The following is a 17,022-nucleotide window of genomic DNA, read 5'->3' on the forward strand; positions in this document are numbered from 1 at the left end:
GCTGAAGTTGAAGGTTGTTGTATACTTGTAAATATGGTTACGAATGGAATTCCTATGGAGGTGCGTCAGCCATGGTAAGACTTTTATCCGACTATCTGTTTATCGGCTCACTGCTCCTGCTGGTGATTACCGTTCTTCTATTCTTTGTTCGCGGCGGCGGTCTGTCCAGCTCCACTGATATCCACAACCCCTCCGGTTCGATCACCGATCTGTCCATGCATCAAGACCGGAAGGGACATCTGCAGAAGCAGAACCGCCTGCTCGTCAAGCTGCTCACCTCGTGCTCCTTCTGGCTTCCGCTAGCCGGCATTCTGGTCTCTTGGATTCTTCCCAAGCTCTGAACCCATTGCTTCTATCCCGGATCGTAATAGTCCGTTAACAACCGGGCCGACCGTTCAAAGCTTTGCCAATCCCCGCTATAGCTTAAGTTCATCCCCCACCCTGCCCTCCGCAAGCTGTCTGCGAGCTTCTCCAGATCTTTTCTCTGGCTGTCGCTTAGCTCCGTATTGGGGAAGCCCGTATAAGCCGGAAAGCCGGATAAGAGTTCACGCAGATGGTCAAGCATCGCTTCCTGCTCTTCCGTTAGTACGCCAATCTCATCCGCTGTGGCGGTAATCGTGTACAGATCCTGGAGCACATCCTCGATCTTCTCGAGAATAATGCTCTCTTCCTTCCACTCGTGCTCCACTTCATAAGCAATGGCGCTCTCCAGCTCAACCAAATCGTTCTGCGTAATCATAGCAACCCGGGCTAAGGCCGCCTCGGCCTGATTGTTCTTATACATCCACAAGCTGCCCAGTACTATATTGAGCAGCATGGAGATGACCAGGATCCATGTAGAAGATTTAGGGAATTTCATTTATGGCACTCTCCTCCATACGAGAACACAACCTTCATCCTCAGAATCAATCTTGCGGTGAAGCCCAACTCCGAGAAAAGGAGGCGCCAACTGGAGGCGATGTTCCGCACGTTTTTTGGCGAGCTCCATGAGGCTTCCCCCGGATACGAGCTTCAACTGCGTCATCTGGCAGCGGAACTGCTCATCCGTTCCTTCCGCTTAGCCTCCAAGCGGACGGGCATTCATACGGAAGAAGCGACTCCCATTAAACAAAAGATGAAGGAAATCGTTCAATATATTAACAGCCGTTACTCCGATCCGTCGCTGCGGATGGAGGCCATATCACGTCAGTTTTATATCAGTCCCAGCTATGTAAGCCGTAATTTCAAAGAAGCTACCTGGTACAGCATCACCGAATACATCAATATCGTGCGGGTGAAAGAAGCGCAGCACCTGCTCATCGCAACGGATTGGAGCATCACCGAGATCTCGGAGCGAGTCGGTTCTGATAATTTCTCGCATTTCGGCAAAATGTTCAAGAAAATATCGAATACCTCCCCGAGGATCTACCGGCGTCAGTGCCTGGAGAAAGCAACACGCCCCACTGCCGAATAGGAATGAGGCGTGAATGAAGTTCAATCCGGGTACGCGGTAGAGATGATGGTACAGGGATGTAGAGATGCTAAACTGCTTCGAAATGACTGCGTTTACTTGCTTTGGTTTTTGGTCCCCCACTCGCATAACCCTTCCAAAACGGGTAATAGCGACTCCGCTTTGTCTGTGAGACTGTACTCCACTTTAGGCGGAACTTGGGGATACTCTTTGCGTTTCACCATGCCATCCGCTTCCAATTCTTTAAGCTGTGAACTCAAAGTTTTATAAGTAATCGCTCCGATCCGTCTTTTCAAATCATTGAAGCGAACCGGCTGGTTTTCTGCGAGGAGGTACAGTATAACCATCTTCCATTTGCCGCCAATAACGGACAACGTATAACCAAAAGGTGTATCTTGAATATGTTTAACTTTGCCTGTAAATTCGCCCATCCCCATATTTACACTATCCTTTCTGGTAGTACCTATCAAATTAGTGCGTACTGTTTTTTTATTTGCGTTCACTTTATACTAACCTTACTTTCAAGTAAAGGGGAAAAAGAAATGACTATGGCCAAAACTTACAATCACGGTGTTGCATGGGAAGAAACGTTCGGCGTTACTCAAGGTTACAGCATCAACGGCACCATCTACATATCGGGACAATTCTCACACGATATGCAGGGCGAGTTTGTTGGCGAGGGCGATATCGAGGCACAGACCCGGCAGACGCTGGAGAATCTCGATCGCGTGCTGGAGGGATTCGGTGTAACAAGGTCGAACCTCGCTGAGATGGAGGTCTTTCTGACTAACCCGCAAGAGCATTTCGAGCAGTGCGTCGCTCTGTACAAAGAGTATGTGGGCGACCACCGGCCGGCCGCCACCCTCGTCGGCGTGTCGGGTCTGGCGTTCCCTCACCAACTGATTGAAATCCGCGCAGTCGCACATACCGGCTGACCCGGCCACCGCGGGCGGCGCAGCTCAGAGCGGCCGGGCTTCATCGAAAAAGCGCAACCGCTTTTGGAGTGAAAGCAATGGGGTCGTCGCCCCCCCCCCCCCCCCCCCCCCCCCCCGGGGTGCAAGCCTGCGCTGCGCTTGGCCAATGTGCAGCAATACCAAAAAAGGGTGAATCCTAAAGATTCACCCTTTTCCTTACCGCAGCCTCCCGCCTCCGGGCTTTTGCTTTGGTTTATACCATGATTCTGCAAATGTCGTTCGTGAAGTCAACCGGATCCTGCACCGGCAGACCTTCGATGAGCAGGGCTTGATTGTACAGCAGGTTGGTGTACAGACCGAGCTTCTCTTTGTCCGTGCCGTGAGCATTCTTCAGGGACTGGAACACCTGGTGATTCACGTTGATCTCCAGCACCTTGTCGGCACTTACATCCGAGCCGTTCGGCATCGCCTTCAGAATCTTCTCCATCTCGATGGTCAGTTCGCCTTCCGTGGACAGACAAACCGGGTGGCTCTTCAGACGCTTCGAAGCACGAACCTGCTTGACCTTGCCGGACAGCACTTCGAGCATGGAATCGAAGAGTTCCTTGTTCTCGCCTTCCTGCTCCTCGCTTCCCTTCTCATCCGCATCGGACTCGATGCCGAGGTCGCCGCTCGATACCGATTTGAACTCTTTCTCCTTGTACGTGCGGATGGACTTGATCGCGAATTCGTCGATATCGTCTGTGAAGTAGAGCATCTCATAGCCCTTGTCGGCCACGAGCTCGGTCTGCGGGAGACGTTCGATCCGCTGGATCGATTCGCCGGAGGCATAGTAGATGTACTTCTGGTCTTCCGGCATTCTCGCGATATACTCGTCGAGACTCACCAGCTTCTTCTCCGTCGAGGAATGGAACAGGAGCAGGTCTTGGAGCTCGTCCTTGTTCATGCCGTAGTCGCTGTACACCCCAAACTTGAGCTGACGGCCGAACGCCTGGTAGAACTGCTCGTACTTCTCTCTCTCATCCTTCAGCATGCTGACCAGCTGGGACTTGATCTTGTTCTTAATATTCTTCGCGATGAGCTTCAGCTGTCTGTCATGCTGCAGCATCTCCCTGGAGATGTTGAGGGACAGATCCTCCGAATCGACCATCCCCTTCACGAAGCCAAAATAGTCGGGAAGCAGGTCCGCACACTTGTTCATGATGAGCACGCCGTTGGAGTAGAGCTCGAGGCCCTTCTCGTACTCCTTGGTGTAGTAGTCGAACGGCGTATTCTCCGGAATGTAGAGGATCGCCTGGTAGACTACGGCGCCGTCGGCACTGATATGCAGATGCTTCAGCGGCTTGTCGAAGCCGTACCGCTTCTCCGCATAGAAATTCTCGTAGTCTTCCGCCGTCAGCTCGCTCTTGTTCTTGCGCCAGATCGGAACCATGCTGTTCACGGTCTGCTCTTCGGTCCGTTCCTCGAATTCGTTCTCGCTGCCTTCCTTCGGCTGGTGGACTTTCACGTCCATCTTCACCGGATAGCGGATGAAGTCGGAATACTTCTTGATGATCGCCTTCAGGCGGTATTCCTGGAGGAACTCGTCGTAATTGTCGTCTTCGGTGTTCTCCTTGATCTTCATGGTGATCTCGGTTCCGACCGTCTCTTTGTCTGCAGGCTCGATGGTGTACCCTTCGGCGCCCTTGGACTGCCACTTGAACGCCTGCTCGCTGCCGAGCGCCCGGGAGACTACCGTCACTTCATCGGCGACCATGAAGGCCGAATAGAAACCGACCCCGAACTGGCCGATGATGTTGTGCCCGTCTTTGGCCTCAATCTCTTTCTTGAAGGCGAGCGAGCCGCTCTTGGCGATCACACCGAGGTTCGCTTCCAGATCTTCCTTCGTCATCCCGATGCCCGTATCGGAGATCGTCAGCGTGCGGTTGTCTTTATCTGCCGTCACTTTTATGTAGTAGCTTTCCTTATCGAAGACGAGCGTGTCATCGGTCAGCGCTTTGTAATAGATTTTGTCGATGGCATCGCTTGCATTGGAGATCAGTTCCCGGAGGAAGATTTCTCTCTGCGTGTAGATGGAGTTGATCATCATTTCCAATAAGCGTTTGGATTCGGCTTTGAATTCTTGAACAGCCATGGAGGAATCTCCTTTCAGATTATACAGAATGAACGGTACCGGCCCGCCTCCCGGTCAGGGCGGCGGGATTCGGCCCTCCTTATTTTAGCACTCCTAACGGCGGAGTGCCAACTTCTTATTTTTATATATCATATCTCGAAAATTCATGTCAATAGGACCGCTCAACAAAGCAACAACAAAAAGACCGCCTGCAAGGGCGGTCCGCTTCACTTTGGCCTTCTAATATAGTACTGCCTGTCCGGCAACGGTGGAACCATCCTTCTACGATCGCCGCTGTCGGGATGCGCTTCTACAAGCGCTTCTCTTCGGTACCGGGACAATAATGGACAAGCAGCCGGTCCAGCTCGGCTTCGGCACGCTCCTGCCACTCCTGCAGCCGGGCAATCCGTTCGCGGATCGCATCGTTGACAATGCACGGGTAGCCCTTCTCGAGCTCGGCCGCCAGCTGGTCGATCAGCTGAATGACGGACACTTCGATATTCAGTCTCGATGAATCGATGCTCCGGCGCATCACCTGTTCCTTCTCATTCATCCCTATCGTCCTTCCCGGTCTGCGGTGATCATTATATGTATGCGTTATATCTGTAGCGGCTGCCTCTTCCGTTGATCCATTGTGTATCATAGTGTATCACGGGAACGGAAGGCAGGCAAGGAAAAGAAAGCGCATTCTTGCGTAAATATCCTTCCATTTTCTTCTTACTGCCCAGCTTAATCCGCCATATAACCCCTTGAATAAGAAAAAGGCTTCCCGGGAGGAAGCCTCAAACTTAGGAATAACTCGCTGCCCGCGAAGCCGAAGGAGACTGCGAGCAAACGTCCAACGGGATACACCCGTGACGCTTGAATGGGCCGAGGCATCCGGGCAAGCCGGCTGCCCGGGACTCAGCTATCCGCCCAGCTTGTTCACGATCTTCAGCACGGCATCCCGGGTCAGCTTGTTGCCGCCGCCGGCAAGGAGCTTGACGGTCGCATGGGCCAAGGCCAGCGGAATCTTGCAGAAGCTGAGCGCCGGGCCTTCCTTCAAATCCGCGATATACGCATCGGCCATCGTCAGATTGCGCCGCGTATACTGCAGCATCTCCTTGAACTCCCATCCTTCGGGATAGAAGTCCACGCCCCGTTCGAGATCCTCGCCCCGGTTGCGGAGAATATTGACGGCCTGCAGCCCCCGGCCGAAGGCCACGGCCTTCTCCTTGTCGGACTTCGTCCCGTCATACCAGTACCAGAGCTCGGACAGCATCTCCCCGACCATGCCGGCGACACTGTAGGTATACCGGTCGAGATCCGCTTCGGTACGGATCGTCCACTTCCGGTCGACCCACTCGGCCATCTGCTCCGACATCATCGCAATATAGCGGTAGACGGTCTGCGCGATGGCCGACGGACAGAGCAGCGCCCACTCGTGAACCTGCATGGTAACCGCAGGCAGCGTGCCCTGATACGGAGCGAGCAGCTTCGTTGTCGCTTCCTGCAGATTGGGAGCCTGGAACGCCTCCCGCATCCCGTATAACAGCTCTGACTTCACCCCGGGGGCAAGCCCTTCATGGTCTTCTATCTCGTCAATCGCGCGCATACACAGGTATGCCGAGGTGACGGCTTCCCGCAGCCCCTGATCCAGACGGCTGATCGGAATATAAAAAGTTCTGCTCGTTTTCTGCAGCATGCTCATGGCATCATTCAGGACAACGTTAGTAATGGGTGTTCCCTCCAAAATGTAACTAGCCTAAGTTGGACTAGCTATAGCTTTTTTCTTATGATACCATACGTTGCCACAGGGATACCAAATATGAAAACATTTTCACACCTGGATTCCCCGGCCCCGCTGTTCTGTTCCAAATCCTGTCAGAGGCGGGCCTCCCGGACGCCCGCCCATCCGACTTGGGAGAGGGCTTCAGCGTGGGCGCCGCTTGGCGCAGCACTAGCATCCCGCGCCTGGACGCGGAGAAGTCTCCCCGGATGGTTCCGCACCTATTCATTACCCCATCTTCATCTACTTGTCTCACGAAGGCGCACCCGAACCGATTATACATTCAACACGGCGCTCAACGCCGAAGGCCATCCCGGATTCTTCCCTGCCTTACCGCCTTCGCTTGCCCTTCCACTCTAAGGAGTACCGCACCTTATAAGACCCGCTCCAGCGCACCGATCACGTTCCCGAGCCTCTCCAGCAGCATCCTCATGTCGGGATACGCCTCCAGGGACCGCTTCTTGTGCTGCTCCGCGGCCTTCGCGAGCGCAGCGTGAGCCCCTGGATCCAGATACGCCTCTTCCCCGTACAGGTCATCCGCCGCCAAGCCTGCGGCCGCGGCCCCGGAGCTCTCCGCCAACTGGCTGATCGGCTGCCCGGGTTCGAGCAGATCCTTCAGCACGGTGAGGTCAGCCGCGTCGACCGCAAGCGTCTGCTCCTCCGTGTCCTCCTCGTCCAGCTGCCCGACCACGCCGCGCAGCTCCATATAATCTGCTTGCGACAGAGGACTGGCCCCGCCCTCGTAGGATTCCTGGGAGGCGAAGCTCCCTTCCCTATAGATCATCCGCTCCACCTTGTTATACATTCGCTGCAGCCGGCTGAGGGTATCCTTGAGCTTGGCCTGCTGGGCGTCCTCCAGGGATCCGCTGCGGGGATAGAACTGCAGGAGCTTGTAAGCCGCCGTCCGGCTGCCCGTACTGATATTGAACGTCGTGGTTACTTCCATCAGCACATCGGCCTTCATCGGCACTTCGATCTTGTTTCCCTTGGAGAGGGACTGCTTGATCTCCGTGGAGAGCTTCCCCGAGTACGGCGTGCCGTCTTCGCCTTCGAGCTGGAAGGTCCCCCGCTTCACATTCACCGCTGCCAGAATCCCTTGGGATGTCAGGGTGGATGTACTCTCGTTCGTCTGCTGGATGAGCAGGCAGGCTCTCTCCAATTCGGCTGCGGTCAGCCGTGCGGACGTGTGTCCCCCGTTCGGCGCGCCGTGCACCAAGAGCACGCTCGCCTTTGCGCGCAGCATCAGCTCCAGCAGCCGCTGGTAAGCGGCAGCAGCTCTTGGACTGAACCGCTTCAGGCTGCTCTGGAGCAGCGCTTCCTGCGGACTGTCCCGCACCAGCTCGGCGAGAGCCTGTACCGCCCTTGTGGCGGGCGTGACCCCGAACAGGTCCGCTTCGTGCCGCGACTCCAGCCGGATGCCGTACGGTGAGCCGTGAATCTGCACGGCACACAGCGCATTCTCCCCGCTTACCACGGCAGGCACTTTCTTCAGATCCGGCAGCCAGCGCGCATCGAGCGTATAGACCGTATGCTGAACCGCAGTCAGCAGCTCAGCGAGCAGGGCCGCTTCCATACGGGCGCCTTCCCGCAGCTCGAACCGGATCTCGATCTGGTCTCTGCCGGATTGCAGGGCATCGTCCGTGACCGTTGTCATTCTCTCAGAGAGCTTCACAGGCACTCACCTCATGACTGCAGGATGGAGGAATCCACACAACATACTATGCTTCTAGTATATCTTTTTGAGCGACAGAAAGAAAAGAGAGAGCGTATACCTAAGTCCGTTATTCGGACGGGATACCCGTGAGCGGAGGAAGAATCGTGCCGGGCCTCCAAAACCTTTTCGCATGTAAGGCCAATTTAGTGTACAATGGCAGGAAGGAATGCCGTTACCAGGTAAAATTAATGTTCAGGAGATGCAGACATGGCCCAAGAAGAAGTAATTCTAACCCGCGAGGGATTTGCAAAATTAGAGCAGGAACTCGAGGAACTCAAAACGGTCAAGCGCAAGGAGCTCGCCACCCGTCTCAAGACGGCGATCAGCTACGGCGACCTTAAGGAAAACAGCGAGTACCATTCCGCCAAGGATGACCAGGCTTTCTTGGAGACGCGGATCATCACGATCGAACAGATGCTGAAGAAAGCCAAGATTGCGGAAACCGCGGATACGTCTAAGGTAAGCGTAGGCTGCGTCGTCGTGCTGTATGATGTGGAATTCGCCGAGAAAATCGAATACCGCATCGTAGGCCCTTCCGAAGCCGACGTACTCGAGAACCGGATCTCGTATGAAAGCCCGCTGGGCGTATCGCTGATGAACAAAAAAGTAGGCGATAAGATCAGCGTGAATGCCCCGGTGGGCATCATCACATACGAACTGCTTGAGATCCGGTCCGTATAAATAGCGCAGCCTCCTGTGCCCAAGCCGCCATCAACCAAAAAGACATGCCGCTCCCAAAGCCGGCATGTCTTTTTGGGCATGCTCAGCTGCAAGAACGTTGCAAGCGGAAGATTTGTGCCGTGGGTAGGATCTGATTATAACGAATTGTTCCATTGTCCGCTCGGTGCTGCGTTGCTACCATAAGGATAAACCCACCGACGGGAGTGATCAGAATGACAAACAACCTGAACTTAGCGAATGTCCGCCTCATTTCATTTTACAAGAAGGCTGTCCACAAACATACGCTTAGCGATGGAGGTATATCACTTGCACAAGCTGAAAACATTCCTGGCCTACTACAAGCCTTACAAAAAAGTGTTAGTTCTGGATCTGCTCTTTGCCGCCTTGGCTTCGGCGACCGTCCTTGTGTATCCGATGCTGGTCAATCACATCACCACAACCGCAATAAGCGATGAAGGCATCGCAGCGGGGCTGGTCATACAGATGGTTGGTTTTTTCCTGGTATTGATGATCGTTGAATATATCTGCGGCTTCTACACCGATTATTATGGGCATGTGATGGGGGCCCGGATGGAGTGCGACATGCGGGAAGATTGCTTTCGGCATTATCAGAAGCTCTCCTTCTCCTATCACGACAACACGCAGACAGGGCAGATGATGTCCCGTATGACAACCGACTTGTTCGATATCTCGGAACTGGCGCATCATGGACCCGAAGATGCCGTGATCTCTTTGGTGCGAATCGCCGGCTCGTTTATAATCCTGGCCCATATCGATTGGTTCCTAACGCTGACGATTTTCTTGATTTTGCCGTGCATGTTCCTGTTTGCCTATCATTACAGCCTGAAAGTAAAGGACGCCCTGCAACGGAATAAGGAACGGATGGGCGACATCAACTCGCAGATCGAGGACAGCCTGTCGGGGATCAGAGTCGTTCAATCGTTCGCAGGCGAAGAACTCGAACTGGAGAAGTTCCGCAAGAGCAACCTGCGTTTTCTAGAGAGCAGGAAGCACGGCTATAAGAGCGAGGCCTTATTTTTCAACGGTCTGACCGCATTCATCTCCTTTATCCAGATTTCGGTTGTTATCGTGGGCGGCATCCTGATCAGCTATCAGGCGCTGCTTCTGACCGAGCTGATTACCTTTTTGCTGTATTTGGCGACCTTGATCGATCCGGTGAAAAGACTCGTTAACTTTACGCAGAATCTCCAGAACGGTGCGGCGGGCTTTGAACGGTTCATGGACATTCTGGCGGTGCAGCCGGACATCACCGATGCCGAGGATGCTGCCGTATTACGCGAGGTCAAAGGCAAAGTGGAATTCGTGAACGCAGGATTCCGGTATGACGGCGACTCGAAGGACGTGCTGAAGCAAGTCAGCCTGACGGCAAGCCCCGGTGAGCATATAGCTCTTGTAGGGTTGTCCGGCGCCGGCAAAACGACATTCTGCAATTTAATCCCGCGGTTCTACGACCCCAGCGAAGGGACCATTACGATCGATGGCACCGATATAACAACCGTGACGCTGAAGTCGCTGCGTGAGCAGATTGGGATCGTGCAGCAGGAGGTGTATTTATTCGGCGGCACGATTCAAGAGAATATCGCATATGGAAAACCGGAGGCCAGCGACGAGGAAATCATACATGCTGCGAAGCTCGCCAACGCCCATGAATTCATTATGGGGCTGCCGGGCGGCTACCATGCCTATGTCGGCCAGCGCGGCGTCAAGCTTTCGGGCGGTCAGAAGCAGCGCATTAGTATTGCGCGCGTCTTTCTCAAGAATCCCCCGATCCTCATTTTTGACGAAGCCACTTCCGCTTTGGACCATGAGAGCGAGCGTATGGTGCTCGAGAGCTTCGAGCGGTTGGCCAAGAACCGCACGACCTTCGTCATCGCCCACCGGCTGTCCAGTATCAGGCGGGCAGACCGAATCATTGTGTTATCTGAACAAGGGATTGCCGAGGAAGGGACACACGAGGAGCTGTGGGCCAAGGACGGGATCTATGCGCAATTATACGCTATGCAGTATGCGCGGTAATCCCGGGATCGCGCTGAGGAACCCTTGAGGCAAGCCAGCAGCCTCGTTCTTAACCGCTTAGCAGTATCGCCCATGCAGACAAGATCAACGGCTTCGCCGTCCTTTAAGATCTCTGCGTGCCAGTCCATACGTTGGTGCACAGGGAGGGAATGGGTATGGGGTTCCAACCGAACAAAGCAGCCCTGATCCGGCATGGTGCCGGACCAGGGCTGCTTCGTGCCGTTCGAACTCCTGCCGTAGATGATCATGGATGGTCCCGGTTCCCGTAACGGCGGGCTTAATCCCTCCAAGCAGGAATATGGCATGTCTATAACGCGCCGGCCTTCCCTCCGTCGATATTGACAGACGTCCCTGTCACATAGGAGGCCGCATCGGACACGAGGAACGTGATCACTCTGGCGGCTTCCTCCGTGCCGCCGATCCGTCCGAGCGGCACCCCGTGCCGCGGATCGCGGGAGTACTCCTCCCAGCTCTTCTCCGGGGCGGTTGCCTGCCAGCCCTTCTCGATCTGGTCGCTGCGGATCAGTCCGATGCATACGGTGTTCACCCGGATGTTGTCCGGGCCGAGATCCTTGCTCATCGCCTTCGTCAGCGCCATGCCGGCAGCCCGGCTCACCGTAGTCGGGAGGGACGAGGCAGGCGGCGTCTTCGCGATCGAAGCGGTAACGTTCACGATCGCTCCGCCCCCGGCTTGGCGCAGGTAAGGCAGGGCCGCGTTCGAGACATGGATCGCGCCGAACAGCTTCAGATCCAGATCCTGCTGCCAGGCGGCCGCGCCCACCTGCTCGAAGGGCTTCGCAGCCGACGTGCCGGCATTGTTCACCACGATATCGAGCCGTCCGAACCGCTGAGCCGCCTCCGTGACGAACCGCTTGCAATCTTCTTCCCGGGTCACATCCGCGGCCGCGTAGAAGACCTCCTGGCCTGTCCGCTCGAAGATGCGCTCGGCAGCGGCTTTCAGCGCCTCCTCATCCCTTGCGCATATCGCGACATGGGCTCCCTCCTGCACGAGCTGCACCGCCGTTTCGTATCCGATCCCTTTGCTTCCTCCGGTAATCACGGCTGCTTTGCCTTTCAATCCGAGTTCCATAGAAATGCTCCTCCTTATTTCTATATTCCGGCTTCTTAAGCCACCTTTGTTAGCACCTACCATGCCTTATAACGTACTATTCGAGGCCTGTCCCCCATTTCCTGTTCGTTGCCGTGATCCGGACCTGGAAAAAGCCCCGGCCGCTGGGGCCGGAGCAAAACGAAGCTATAGCGTGCCCACTGTCCCCTTAACGATAATTCAAGGCATAGGAGGAGCCCACCGGAATAATCTCGTACAAGTATTGGTGAAACAGCTCTTTCTCGATCTCCGTCACCCCGGACTGCGGGCACACGTCGAACAGCAGGGTCCCCGTATGGACATCGTACCGGTTGAAGGTCACAGAGCCGATCGTGAAGATCTCGTTGATCCGCGCCAGCAGCTCGGAGGGCTTCTGGCTGCGGGCCATTGCGGCCTCGACCACACTCCCGGGAAGCTCGGAGATGGAAGGCACGCCGTCCTCCTGCAGCTTATCGTAGGATTTGACTTTGAAGCACACATAGGGAGACAGATGCCCGGCTGCCAGGCGCCGCAGATAGGCGGAATCCTGATCGGACAGCTTCAGCTCCTCGTTCCATGCATAGATGATAGCCTTGTGGCCGCCGGCCGAATGGATGCGGATATACCTCAGATGCGGAGCGTGTTTCTTGATGATGTGTTCCGAAAGTAAGCGGGTCCCCATTACGATCACCTCGTCTGATCTGGTATGAGTTGAAGCCACTATCCGAATGTCAACGCTTACATCTTGGCTTTCGCACAACACGGACAGAGGTTATATCAGGCAAGGAACCTTACTCGTGCAAAGTCCCCTGCTCTTATCCTATTCGGTTCCCCGCCGAATTAGCAGCTTAAATTGTACCCTTCCACCGCGGATAACCAAAGAATGACTAGGCACCTCCAGCCAGCAGTGCTTTATCTGCATGCATTCGAACCACCTTTGAATTTTATGATATTTTTACACTTTTATGTTATATAATGGTATAATATTTCGCTAAGCTAAGGAGGTTACGTAGTGCGAAAACTATTCTGCGGGTTGATTGCGGGAATGAGCATGGCCGCATCCGTTGCTTACTCGTCCGACGCTGTAGAGAACGTATTTTCATCTCCCATCCATATCATGCTGAACGACGAATTGAAAGCGTTAAACCCTGCTTATACGATATTAAATTATAAAGGACATCTGTACTTGCCTGCTAGATTTATGGTTGAGAACATGGGCGGGGCGATTGAATATAAGGAGGCGGAAAGAGCGGTCTTCATCTATCATGATGACGCAGTAGAGAAACTCTCCACCGTTAATTCAAAGAAAACGGAAGGGGATTACGAATTAACATTGCATTCGGCAGAATCCATTTATGAAAACGGCCGTATGCCGGATATATGGGCCAGCTTGGTATATAAAGGAGAGCAGCCCCGTGAAATAACTCATGCCTCTCCTGTACTGGTGTTCTCGATTCAAGATGAGCAGGGATTCCAAACAGGGATCTACAGAAACTTATCGGCCAGAAGATCCATATGGAATCCAAACAGCGAACTCTCTGCGAGGCTCTCCTTAGGCTTAATTCGGGAATATCATTTTCAAAAGAAGAAGGGATCGGGCCGTGAAGAATATGAGAATAGTCCGCTGTTTTTACAACCCGGGAACTATACGATTGGGATTGACGCCGCATTCTCAGACAGCTCCCATTCCCATATAAACCTTAGTACAGAACTCCACATTACGATAAAATAACGATGAAATATATAACAATGAAATAAAAAATCCCTCCAGAATGATGGGCTTCACTCGGGAGGGAGATTCTTCAATTAAGAAATGACTCCGAAAATGTGATCGGACGAAGCAGGCTTGTCCGACTCGACAACGTATGCCTCATGAATCAGGGATTCGGTCGCTGTGATGTCCTGCGTGTTGGAGTTGACCAGGCACAAGACTTCTCCCTGCTCCACCTTGTCTCCTACTTTTTTAAGCAGTCTCAGACCGACCGAGTGATCGATCGCATCTTCCTTCTTCGCTCTTCCGGCACCGATAATCATAGCGGCTGTCCCAATTTTCTCCGCATTGATGGCCGTGATATACCCCGTCTTGTTGGAAGTAATGGATTGCGTATATTTCGCTTCAGGCAATAGATCCGGGTTGTCTACTACATCAGGATTGCCGCCTTGCGACGAGATAAACTGCCTCATCGACTCCAGAGCTTTCCCTGATTTCACCACCTCATCGACGCCCTTGAGAGCCTCGTCATACGATGCGAATGCCCCGCCCAATACGAGCATGTGTGCAGCAATGGCATAAGACACTTCCACCAGGTCTTGGGGCCCTTCGCCTTTCAGTACGGCAATGGATTCCTTGATCTCATTGGCATTGCCAATCTCATTGCCCAGCGGCTGGTTCATATCGGTAAGGACAGCGATGGTTTTCCGGTTCAAGTTATTGCCGATATCGACCATCGTCTGGGCCAATGCTCTGGCTTCCTCAATGGTCTTCATGAACGCTCCATTCCCAAATTTCACATCAAGCACGATCGCGTCGGCTCCCGAAGCGATCTTCTTGCTCATAATGGAGCTTGCGATCAATGGGATGGAGTCCACGGTACCTGTTACGTCTCTTAACGCGTACAGTTTTTTATCGGCTGGAGCAAGATTACCCGACTGCCCCACAACCGCAATCTTGATTTTGTTGACTGCCGCAACAAACTCATCCTGCGTCAATTCAATCTTGAAGCCTTCGATGGACTCCAGTTTGTCTACGGTTCCGCCGGTGTGCCCGAGCCCTCTGCCTGACATTTTGGCAACGGGGACACCATACGCAGCGACAATCGGAGCGACGATCAAGCTCACCTTGTCTCCGACTCCTCCGGTTGAATGCTTGTCAACCTTCACTCCGGAGATACCCGACAGATCGATCACTTCGCCCGACTCCACCATGGCCATCGTCAGGTCGGAAATTTCGGCGGCATTCATCCCTTTGAAATAAATAGCCATTAATAAAGCAGATATTTGATAGTCCGGGGTACTGCCATCCATATAGGATGCGATGATGTATTGAATCTCTTCTTTCGATAGAGACTGTCCCAGTTTCTTTTTGTTGATTAAATCGCTGATTCTCATCGGATTTGTCTCTCCTGTCCGTAAACGTGTCTATGCTCTACTCTCAAAGTTACAGGGATACCGCCGTGTCGAGGGCCACAACCATCATGTCGTTGAAGGTCGACTGCCGTTCTGCCGCGGTGGTCTCTTCTCCTGTGATCAGATGGTCGCTTACCGTCAGGATCGTCAGCGCGTTCACGCCATGCTTCGCAGCCAAGGTGTACAGGGCGGTCGTCTCCATCTCCACGCCCAGGATGCCGTGCGCCATCATCTTCTGGACGACGGACTTGTCGTCGCGGTAGAACACGTCGGAGCTGAACACGTTGCCGACGTGCAGCTTCATGCCCTTCGCCGTACCGCGCTCGTAGGCGGCCAGCAGCAGTGGGAAGCTCGCGATCGGCGCGAAATCGTAGCCGCCGAAGGCATGGCGGTTCATGCTCGAATCGGTGCAGGCCGCCTGGGCCAGCACGACGTCGCGCACGCGCACGCTCTCCTGCATGCCGCCGCACGTGCCGACGCGGATCAGGTTCTTCACGCCGTATTCCGTGATAAGCTCATTGGCGTAGATGCTCATCGAGGGCAGGCCCATGCCTGACCCCTGCACGGACACCCGCTTGCCTTGGTATGTACCCGTGAAGCCCAGCATGCCGCGGACTTCGTTGTAACAGACGATGTTCTCGAGGTAAGTCTCCGCGATATATTTGGCCCGCAGCGGATCGCCCGGCATCAGGACCGTTTCGGCGATATCGCCGGGATTCGCTCCAATATGTGTACTCATGTCTGTATCCTCCTAAGGAATCACGTAATAGTAAGAATGCCGCCTGGCCGGAGTCGAACCGCCATGGAACGGCTATGGAGCCGGCCCCCCTTGGGCGCACTACTCCGAGTCGGCGGTTGTTCCCTCACAAGAAAGCTGTCTCCACGCAAGCTGACTCGCTTAGGCCTGCAGCTCGCCGAGGAAGCTCGTGCCGTGCGCCGGCAGCTTCACGCCGAAATTCTCGGCGACCGTCGCGCCGACATCGGCGAATGTGCGGCGCAGCGTCAGCTCGCGACCGCCGTCCTTGAAGCGCGGCGAATAAATGAGCAGCGGCACATACTCGCGGGTATGGTCCGTCCCCTTGAACGTAGGGTCGTTGCCGTGGTCCGCCGTTACGATCAGCAGATCGTCTTCGGTGAGCTTCGCGAACACTTCCGGCAGGCGCGCATCGTATTCTTCGAGCGCCTGGCCGTAGCCCTGCGGATCCCGCCGGTGGCCGAACAGCGCGTCGAAGTCGACCAGGTTCAGGAAGCTCAGCCCGTGGAACGGCTCGTCCAGTACGCTGACCAGTTTGTCCATGCCGTCCATATTCGAGACGGTCCGCAGCGTCCGGGTCACGCCTTCGCCGTCGAAGATGTCGGAGATCTTGCCGATCGCGATGACATCCAGACCCGCGTCCTGCAGCTCGTTCATCGTCGTGCGGCCGAACGGCTTCAGCGCATAGTCATGACGGTTCGCCGTCCGGGCGAACTTGCCCGGCTCCCCGAGGAACGGGCGGGCGATAATGCGGCCCAGCATATATGGATCATCAAGCGTAATCTCGCGGCAGAACTTGCAGATCGCATAGAGCTCGTCCAGCGGAACGATCTCTTCGTGCGCCGCAATCTGCAGCACGGAATCGGCGGACGTGTAGACGATGAGCGCCCCGGTCTCCATATGCTCGGCGCCGAGCTCGTCGATAATCTCGGTGCCGCTCGCCGGCTTGTTGCCGATGACCTTGCGGCCGGTATGCTCCTCGATCCGGCGGATGAGCTCATCCGGGAAGCCATTCTCGAAGACGCGGAACGGCGTCGCGATATGCAGGCCCATCATCTCCCAGTGGCCGGTCATCGTGTCCTTGCCGGAGGAAGCCTCCTCCATGCGGGTATAGTAGGCCATCGGCTTCTCCGCCGCCGGCACGCCCTCGATCCCGCGGATGTTCGAGAGGCCGAGCTTGGCCATATTCGGCATGTTCAACCCGCCGCGCGCCCTGGCGATCGCGCCGAGCGTATCGGAGCCGACGTCACCGAAGGCCTCCGCATCCGGCGCCTCGCCGATGCCTACGGAATCCAGGACCACCAGATGTATTTTGCGAAAAGTCCCCATTGCTTCTGCCCCCTTGATATCAATATGCAAAGACTATACTCTTCCTTCT

General features: G+C 54.9%; 17 protein-coding genes. 6 read left to right on the forward strand and 11 right to left on the reverse strand.

The window, feature by feature from the left end; translation table 11 throughout:
• The first annotated feature begins 71 nt into the window (after positions 1-71).
• The gene (locus O9H32_RS20900; RefSeq protein ID WP_269868070.1) at positions 72-341 is read left to right on the forward strand and encodes a hypothetical protein; all 270 of its coding nucleotides are present in this window, start codon (positions 72-74) and stop codon (positions 339-341) included.
• An 11-nt stretch (positions 342-352) separates the two neighbouring features.
• Here O9H32_RS20900 and O9H32_RS20905 read toward each other — a convergent pair whose 3' ends face one another.
• Positions 353-859, reverse strand: coding sequence for a hypothetical protein (locus O9H32_RS20905; RefSeq protein WP_269868071.1), 507 nt, complete (start codon positions 857-859; stop codon positions 353-355).
• Positions 860-958: 99 nt separating this feature from the next.
• Between O9H32_RS20905 and O9H32_RS20910 the strand changes: the two genes are divergently transcribed.
• Positions 959-1,453: a helix-turn-helix domain-containing protein gene (locus O9H32_RS20910; RefSeq protein WP_269868072.1), complete on the forward strand. Its 495-nt coding sequence runs from the start codon at positions 959-961 to the stop codon at positions 1,451-1,453.
• A 92-nt stretch (positions 1,454-1,545) separates the two neighbouring features.
• Here the strand turns inward: O9H32_RS20910 and O9H32_RS20915 are convergent, their stop codons facing one another.
• Positions 1,546-1,887 carry a winged helix-turn-helix transcriptional regulator gene (locus O9H32_RS20915; protein WP_269868073.1) on the reverse strand — a complete coding sequence of 114 codons (342 nt, stop codon included), beginning with the start codon at positions 1,885-1,887 and terminating at the stop codon, positions 1,546-1,548.
• Positions 1,888-1,992: 105 nt separating this feature from the next.
• On the opposite strand from O9H32_RS20915, the gene O9H32_RS20920 reads away from it, so the two are divergent.
• Entirely contained in the window at positions 1,993-2,385 is a 393-nt protein-coding gene (locus tag O9H32_RS20920) for a RidA family protein (protein ID WP_269868074.1), read from the forward strand.
• Positions 2,386-2,617: 232 nt separating this feature from the next.
• Here the strand turns inward: O9H32_RS20920 and htpG are convergent, their stop codons facing one another.
• From htpG to O9H32_RS20940, 4 genes are all read right to left on the reverse strand, one after another.
• The gene (htpG, locus tag O9H32_RS20925) at positions 2,618-4,498 is read right to left on the reverse strand and encodes a molecular chaperone HtpG (protein WP_269868075.1); all 1,881 of its coding nucleotides are present in this window, start codon (positions 4,496-4,498) and stop codon (positions 2,618-2,620) included.
• A 289-nt stretch (positions 4,499-4,787) separates the two neighbouring features.
• Positions 4,788-5,030: a hypothetical protein gene (locus O9H32_RS20930; protein ID WP_269868076.1), complete on the reverse strand. Its 243-nt coding sequence runs from the start codon at positions 5,028-5,030 to the stop codon at positions 4,788-4,790.
• A 354-nt stretch (positions 5,031-5,384) separates the two neighbouring features.
• Complete coding sequence (locus O9H32_RS20935; protein ID WP_269868077.1) at positions 5,385-6,167, reverse strand: phytoene/squalene synthase family protein; 783 nt, start codon at positions 6,165-6,167, stop codon at positions 5,385-5,387.
• Positions 6,168-6,618: 451 nt separating this feature from the next.
• Positions 6,619-7,917 (reverse strand): hypothetical protein, encoded by a 1,299-nt coding sequence (locus O9H32_RS20940; RefSeq protein ID WP_269868078.1) that lies wholly within the window; start codon positions 7,915-7,917, stop codon positions 6,619-6,621.
• 249 nt (positions 7,918-8,166) lie between these two features.
• Here O9H32_RS20940 and greA point away from each other — a divergent pair, with 249 nt between their 5' ends.
• Both greA and O9H32_RS20950 read left to right on the forward strand, forming a co-directional pair.
• Positions 8,167-8,640, forward strand: coding sequence for a transcription elongation factor GreA (gene greA, locus O9H32_RS20945; protein WP_269868079.1), 474 nt, complete (start codon positions 8,167-8,169; stop codon positions 8,638-8,640).
• Between the two features lie 306 nt (positions 8,641-8,946).
• A complete protein-coding gene (locus O9H32_RS20950; RefSeq protein ID WP_269868080.1) occupies positions 8,947-10,677 on the forward strand; it encodes an ABC transporter ATP-binding protein in 1,731 nt (576 codons plus the stop codon).
• 307 nt (positions 10,678-10,984) lie between these two features.
• Here the strand turns inward: O9H32_RS20950 and O9H32_RS20955 are convergent, their stop codons facing one another.
• On the reverse strand, positions 10,985-11,767 hold the full coding sequence (locus tag O9H32_RS20955; RefSeq protein ID WP_269868081.1) for an SDR family NAD(P)-dependent oxidoreductase: 783 nt from the start codon (positions 11,765-11,767) through the stop codon (positions 10,985-10,987).
• 187 nt (positions 11,768-11,954) lie between these two features.
• Positions 11,955-12,446 carry a hypothetical protein gene (locus O9H32_RS20960; RefSeq protein ID WP_269868082.1) on the reverse strand — a complete coding sequence of 164 codons (492 nt, stop codon included), beginning with the start codon at positions 12,444-12,446 and terminating at the stop codon, positions 11,955-11,957.
• Positions 12,447-12,776: 330 nt separating this feature from the next.
• Between O9H32_RS20960 and O9H32_RS20965 the strand changes: the two genes are divergently transcribed.
• Complete coding sequence (locus O9H32_RS20965; protein ID WP_269868083.1) at positions 12,777-13,496, forward strand: hypothetical protein; 720 nt, start codon at positions 12,777-12,779, stop codon at positions 13,494-13,496.
• Between the two features lie 74 nt (positions 13,497-13,570).
• On the opposite strand, the gene O9H32_RS20970 is transcribed toward O9H32_RS20965, so the two are convergent.
• The 3 genes from O9H32_RS20970 to deoB all read right to left on the reverse strand — a co-directional run bounded on the left by O9H32_RS20970 (position 13,571) and on the right by deoB (position 16,973).
• Positions 13,571-14,872, reverse strand: coding sequence for a pyrimidine-nucleoside phosphorylase (locus tag O9H32_RS20970; RefSeq protein ID WP_269868084.1), 1,302 nt, complete (start codon positions 14,870-14,872; stop codon positions 13,571-13,573).
• 49 nt (positions 14,873-14,921) lie between these two features.
• Positions 14,922-15,629, reverse strand: a complete 708-nt coding sequence (deoD, locus tag O9H32_RS20975; RefSeq protein ID WP_269868085.1) for a purine-nucleoside phosphorylase — start codon at positions 15,627-15,629, stop codon at positions 14,922-14,924.
• 159 nt (positions 15,630-15,788) lie between these two features.
• On the reverse strand, positions 15,789-16,973 hold the full coding sequence (gene deoB / locus O9H32_RS20980) for a phosphopentomutase (RefSeq protein ID WP_269868086.1): 1,185 nt from the start codon (positions 16,971-16,973) through the stop codon (positions 15,789-15,791).
• Positions 16,974-17,022 lie beyond the last annotated feature (49 nt).

The organism is Paenibacillus caseinilyticus, from assembly GCF_027533645.1.
Lineage (GTDB): Bacteria > Bacillota > Bacilli > Paenibacillales > NBRC-103111 > Paenibacillus_G > Paenibacillus_G caseinilyticus.

Excerpts from the sequence above, each read along its gene's own strand:
- O9H32_RS20905 (WP_269868071.1), bottom strand. The coding sequence starts at position 859 with ATGAAATTCCCTAAATCTTCTACATGGATCCTGGTCATCTCCATGCTG.
- htpG (WP_269868075.1), bottom strand. The coding sequence starts at position 4,498 with ATGGCTGTTCAAGAATTCAAAGCCGAATCCAAACGCTTATTGGAAATG.
- O9H32_RS20910 (WP_269868072.1), top strand. The coding sequence starts at position 959 with ATGTTCCGCACGTTTTTTGGCGAGCTCCATGAGGCTTCCCCCGGATAC.
- O9H32_RS20970 (WP_269868084.1), bottom strand. The coding sequence starts at position 14,872 with ATGAGAATCAGCGATTTAATCAACAAAAAGAAACTGGGACAGTCTCTA.
- O9H32_RS20955 (WP_269868081.1), bottom strand. The coding sequence starts at position 11,767 with ATGGAACTCGGATTGAAAGGCAAAGCAGCCGTGATTACCGGAGGAAGC.
- O9H32_RS20960 (WP_269868082.1), bottom strand. The coding sequence starts at position 12,446 with ATGGGGACCCGCTTACTTTCGGAACACATCATCAAGAAACACGCTCCG.
- O9H32_RS20935 (WP_269868077.1), bottom strand. The coding sequence starts at position 6,167 with ATGAGCATGCTGCAGAAAACGAGCAGAACTTTTTATATTCCGATCAGC.
- O9H32_RS20930 (WP_269868076.1), bottom strand. The coding sequence starts at position 5,030 with ATGAATGAGAAGGAACAGGTGATGCGCCGGAGCATCGATTCATCGAGA.
- O9H32_RS20900 (WP_269868070.1), top strand. The coding sequence starts at position 72 with ATGGTAAGACTTTTATCCGACTATCTGTTTATCGGCTCACTGCTCCTG.
- deoB (WP_269868086.1), bottom strand. The coding sequence starts at position 16,973 with ATGGGGACTTTTCGCAAAATACATCTGGTGGTCCTGGATTCCGTAGGC.
- deoD (WP_269868085.1), bottom strand. The coding sequence starts at position 15,629 with ATGAGTACACATATTGGAGCGAATCCCGGCGATATCGCCGAAACGGTC.
- O9H32_RS20920 (WP_269868074.1), top strand. The coding sequence starts at position 1,993 with ATGACTATGGCCAAAACTTACAATCACGGTGTTGCATGGGAAGAAACG.
- O9H32_RS20915 (WP_269868073.1), bottom strand. The coding sequence starts at position 1,887 with ATGGGGATGGGCGAATTTACAGGCAAAGTTAAACATATTCAAGATACA.
- greA (WP_269868079.1), top strand. The coding sequence starts at position 8,167 with ATGGCCCAAGAAGAAGTAATTCTAACCCGCGAGGGATTTGCAAAATTA.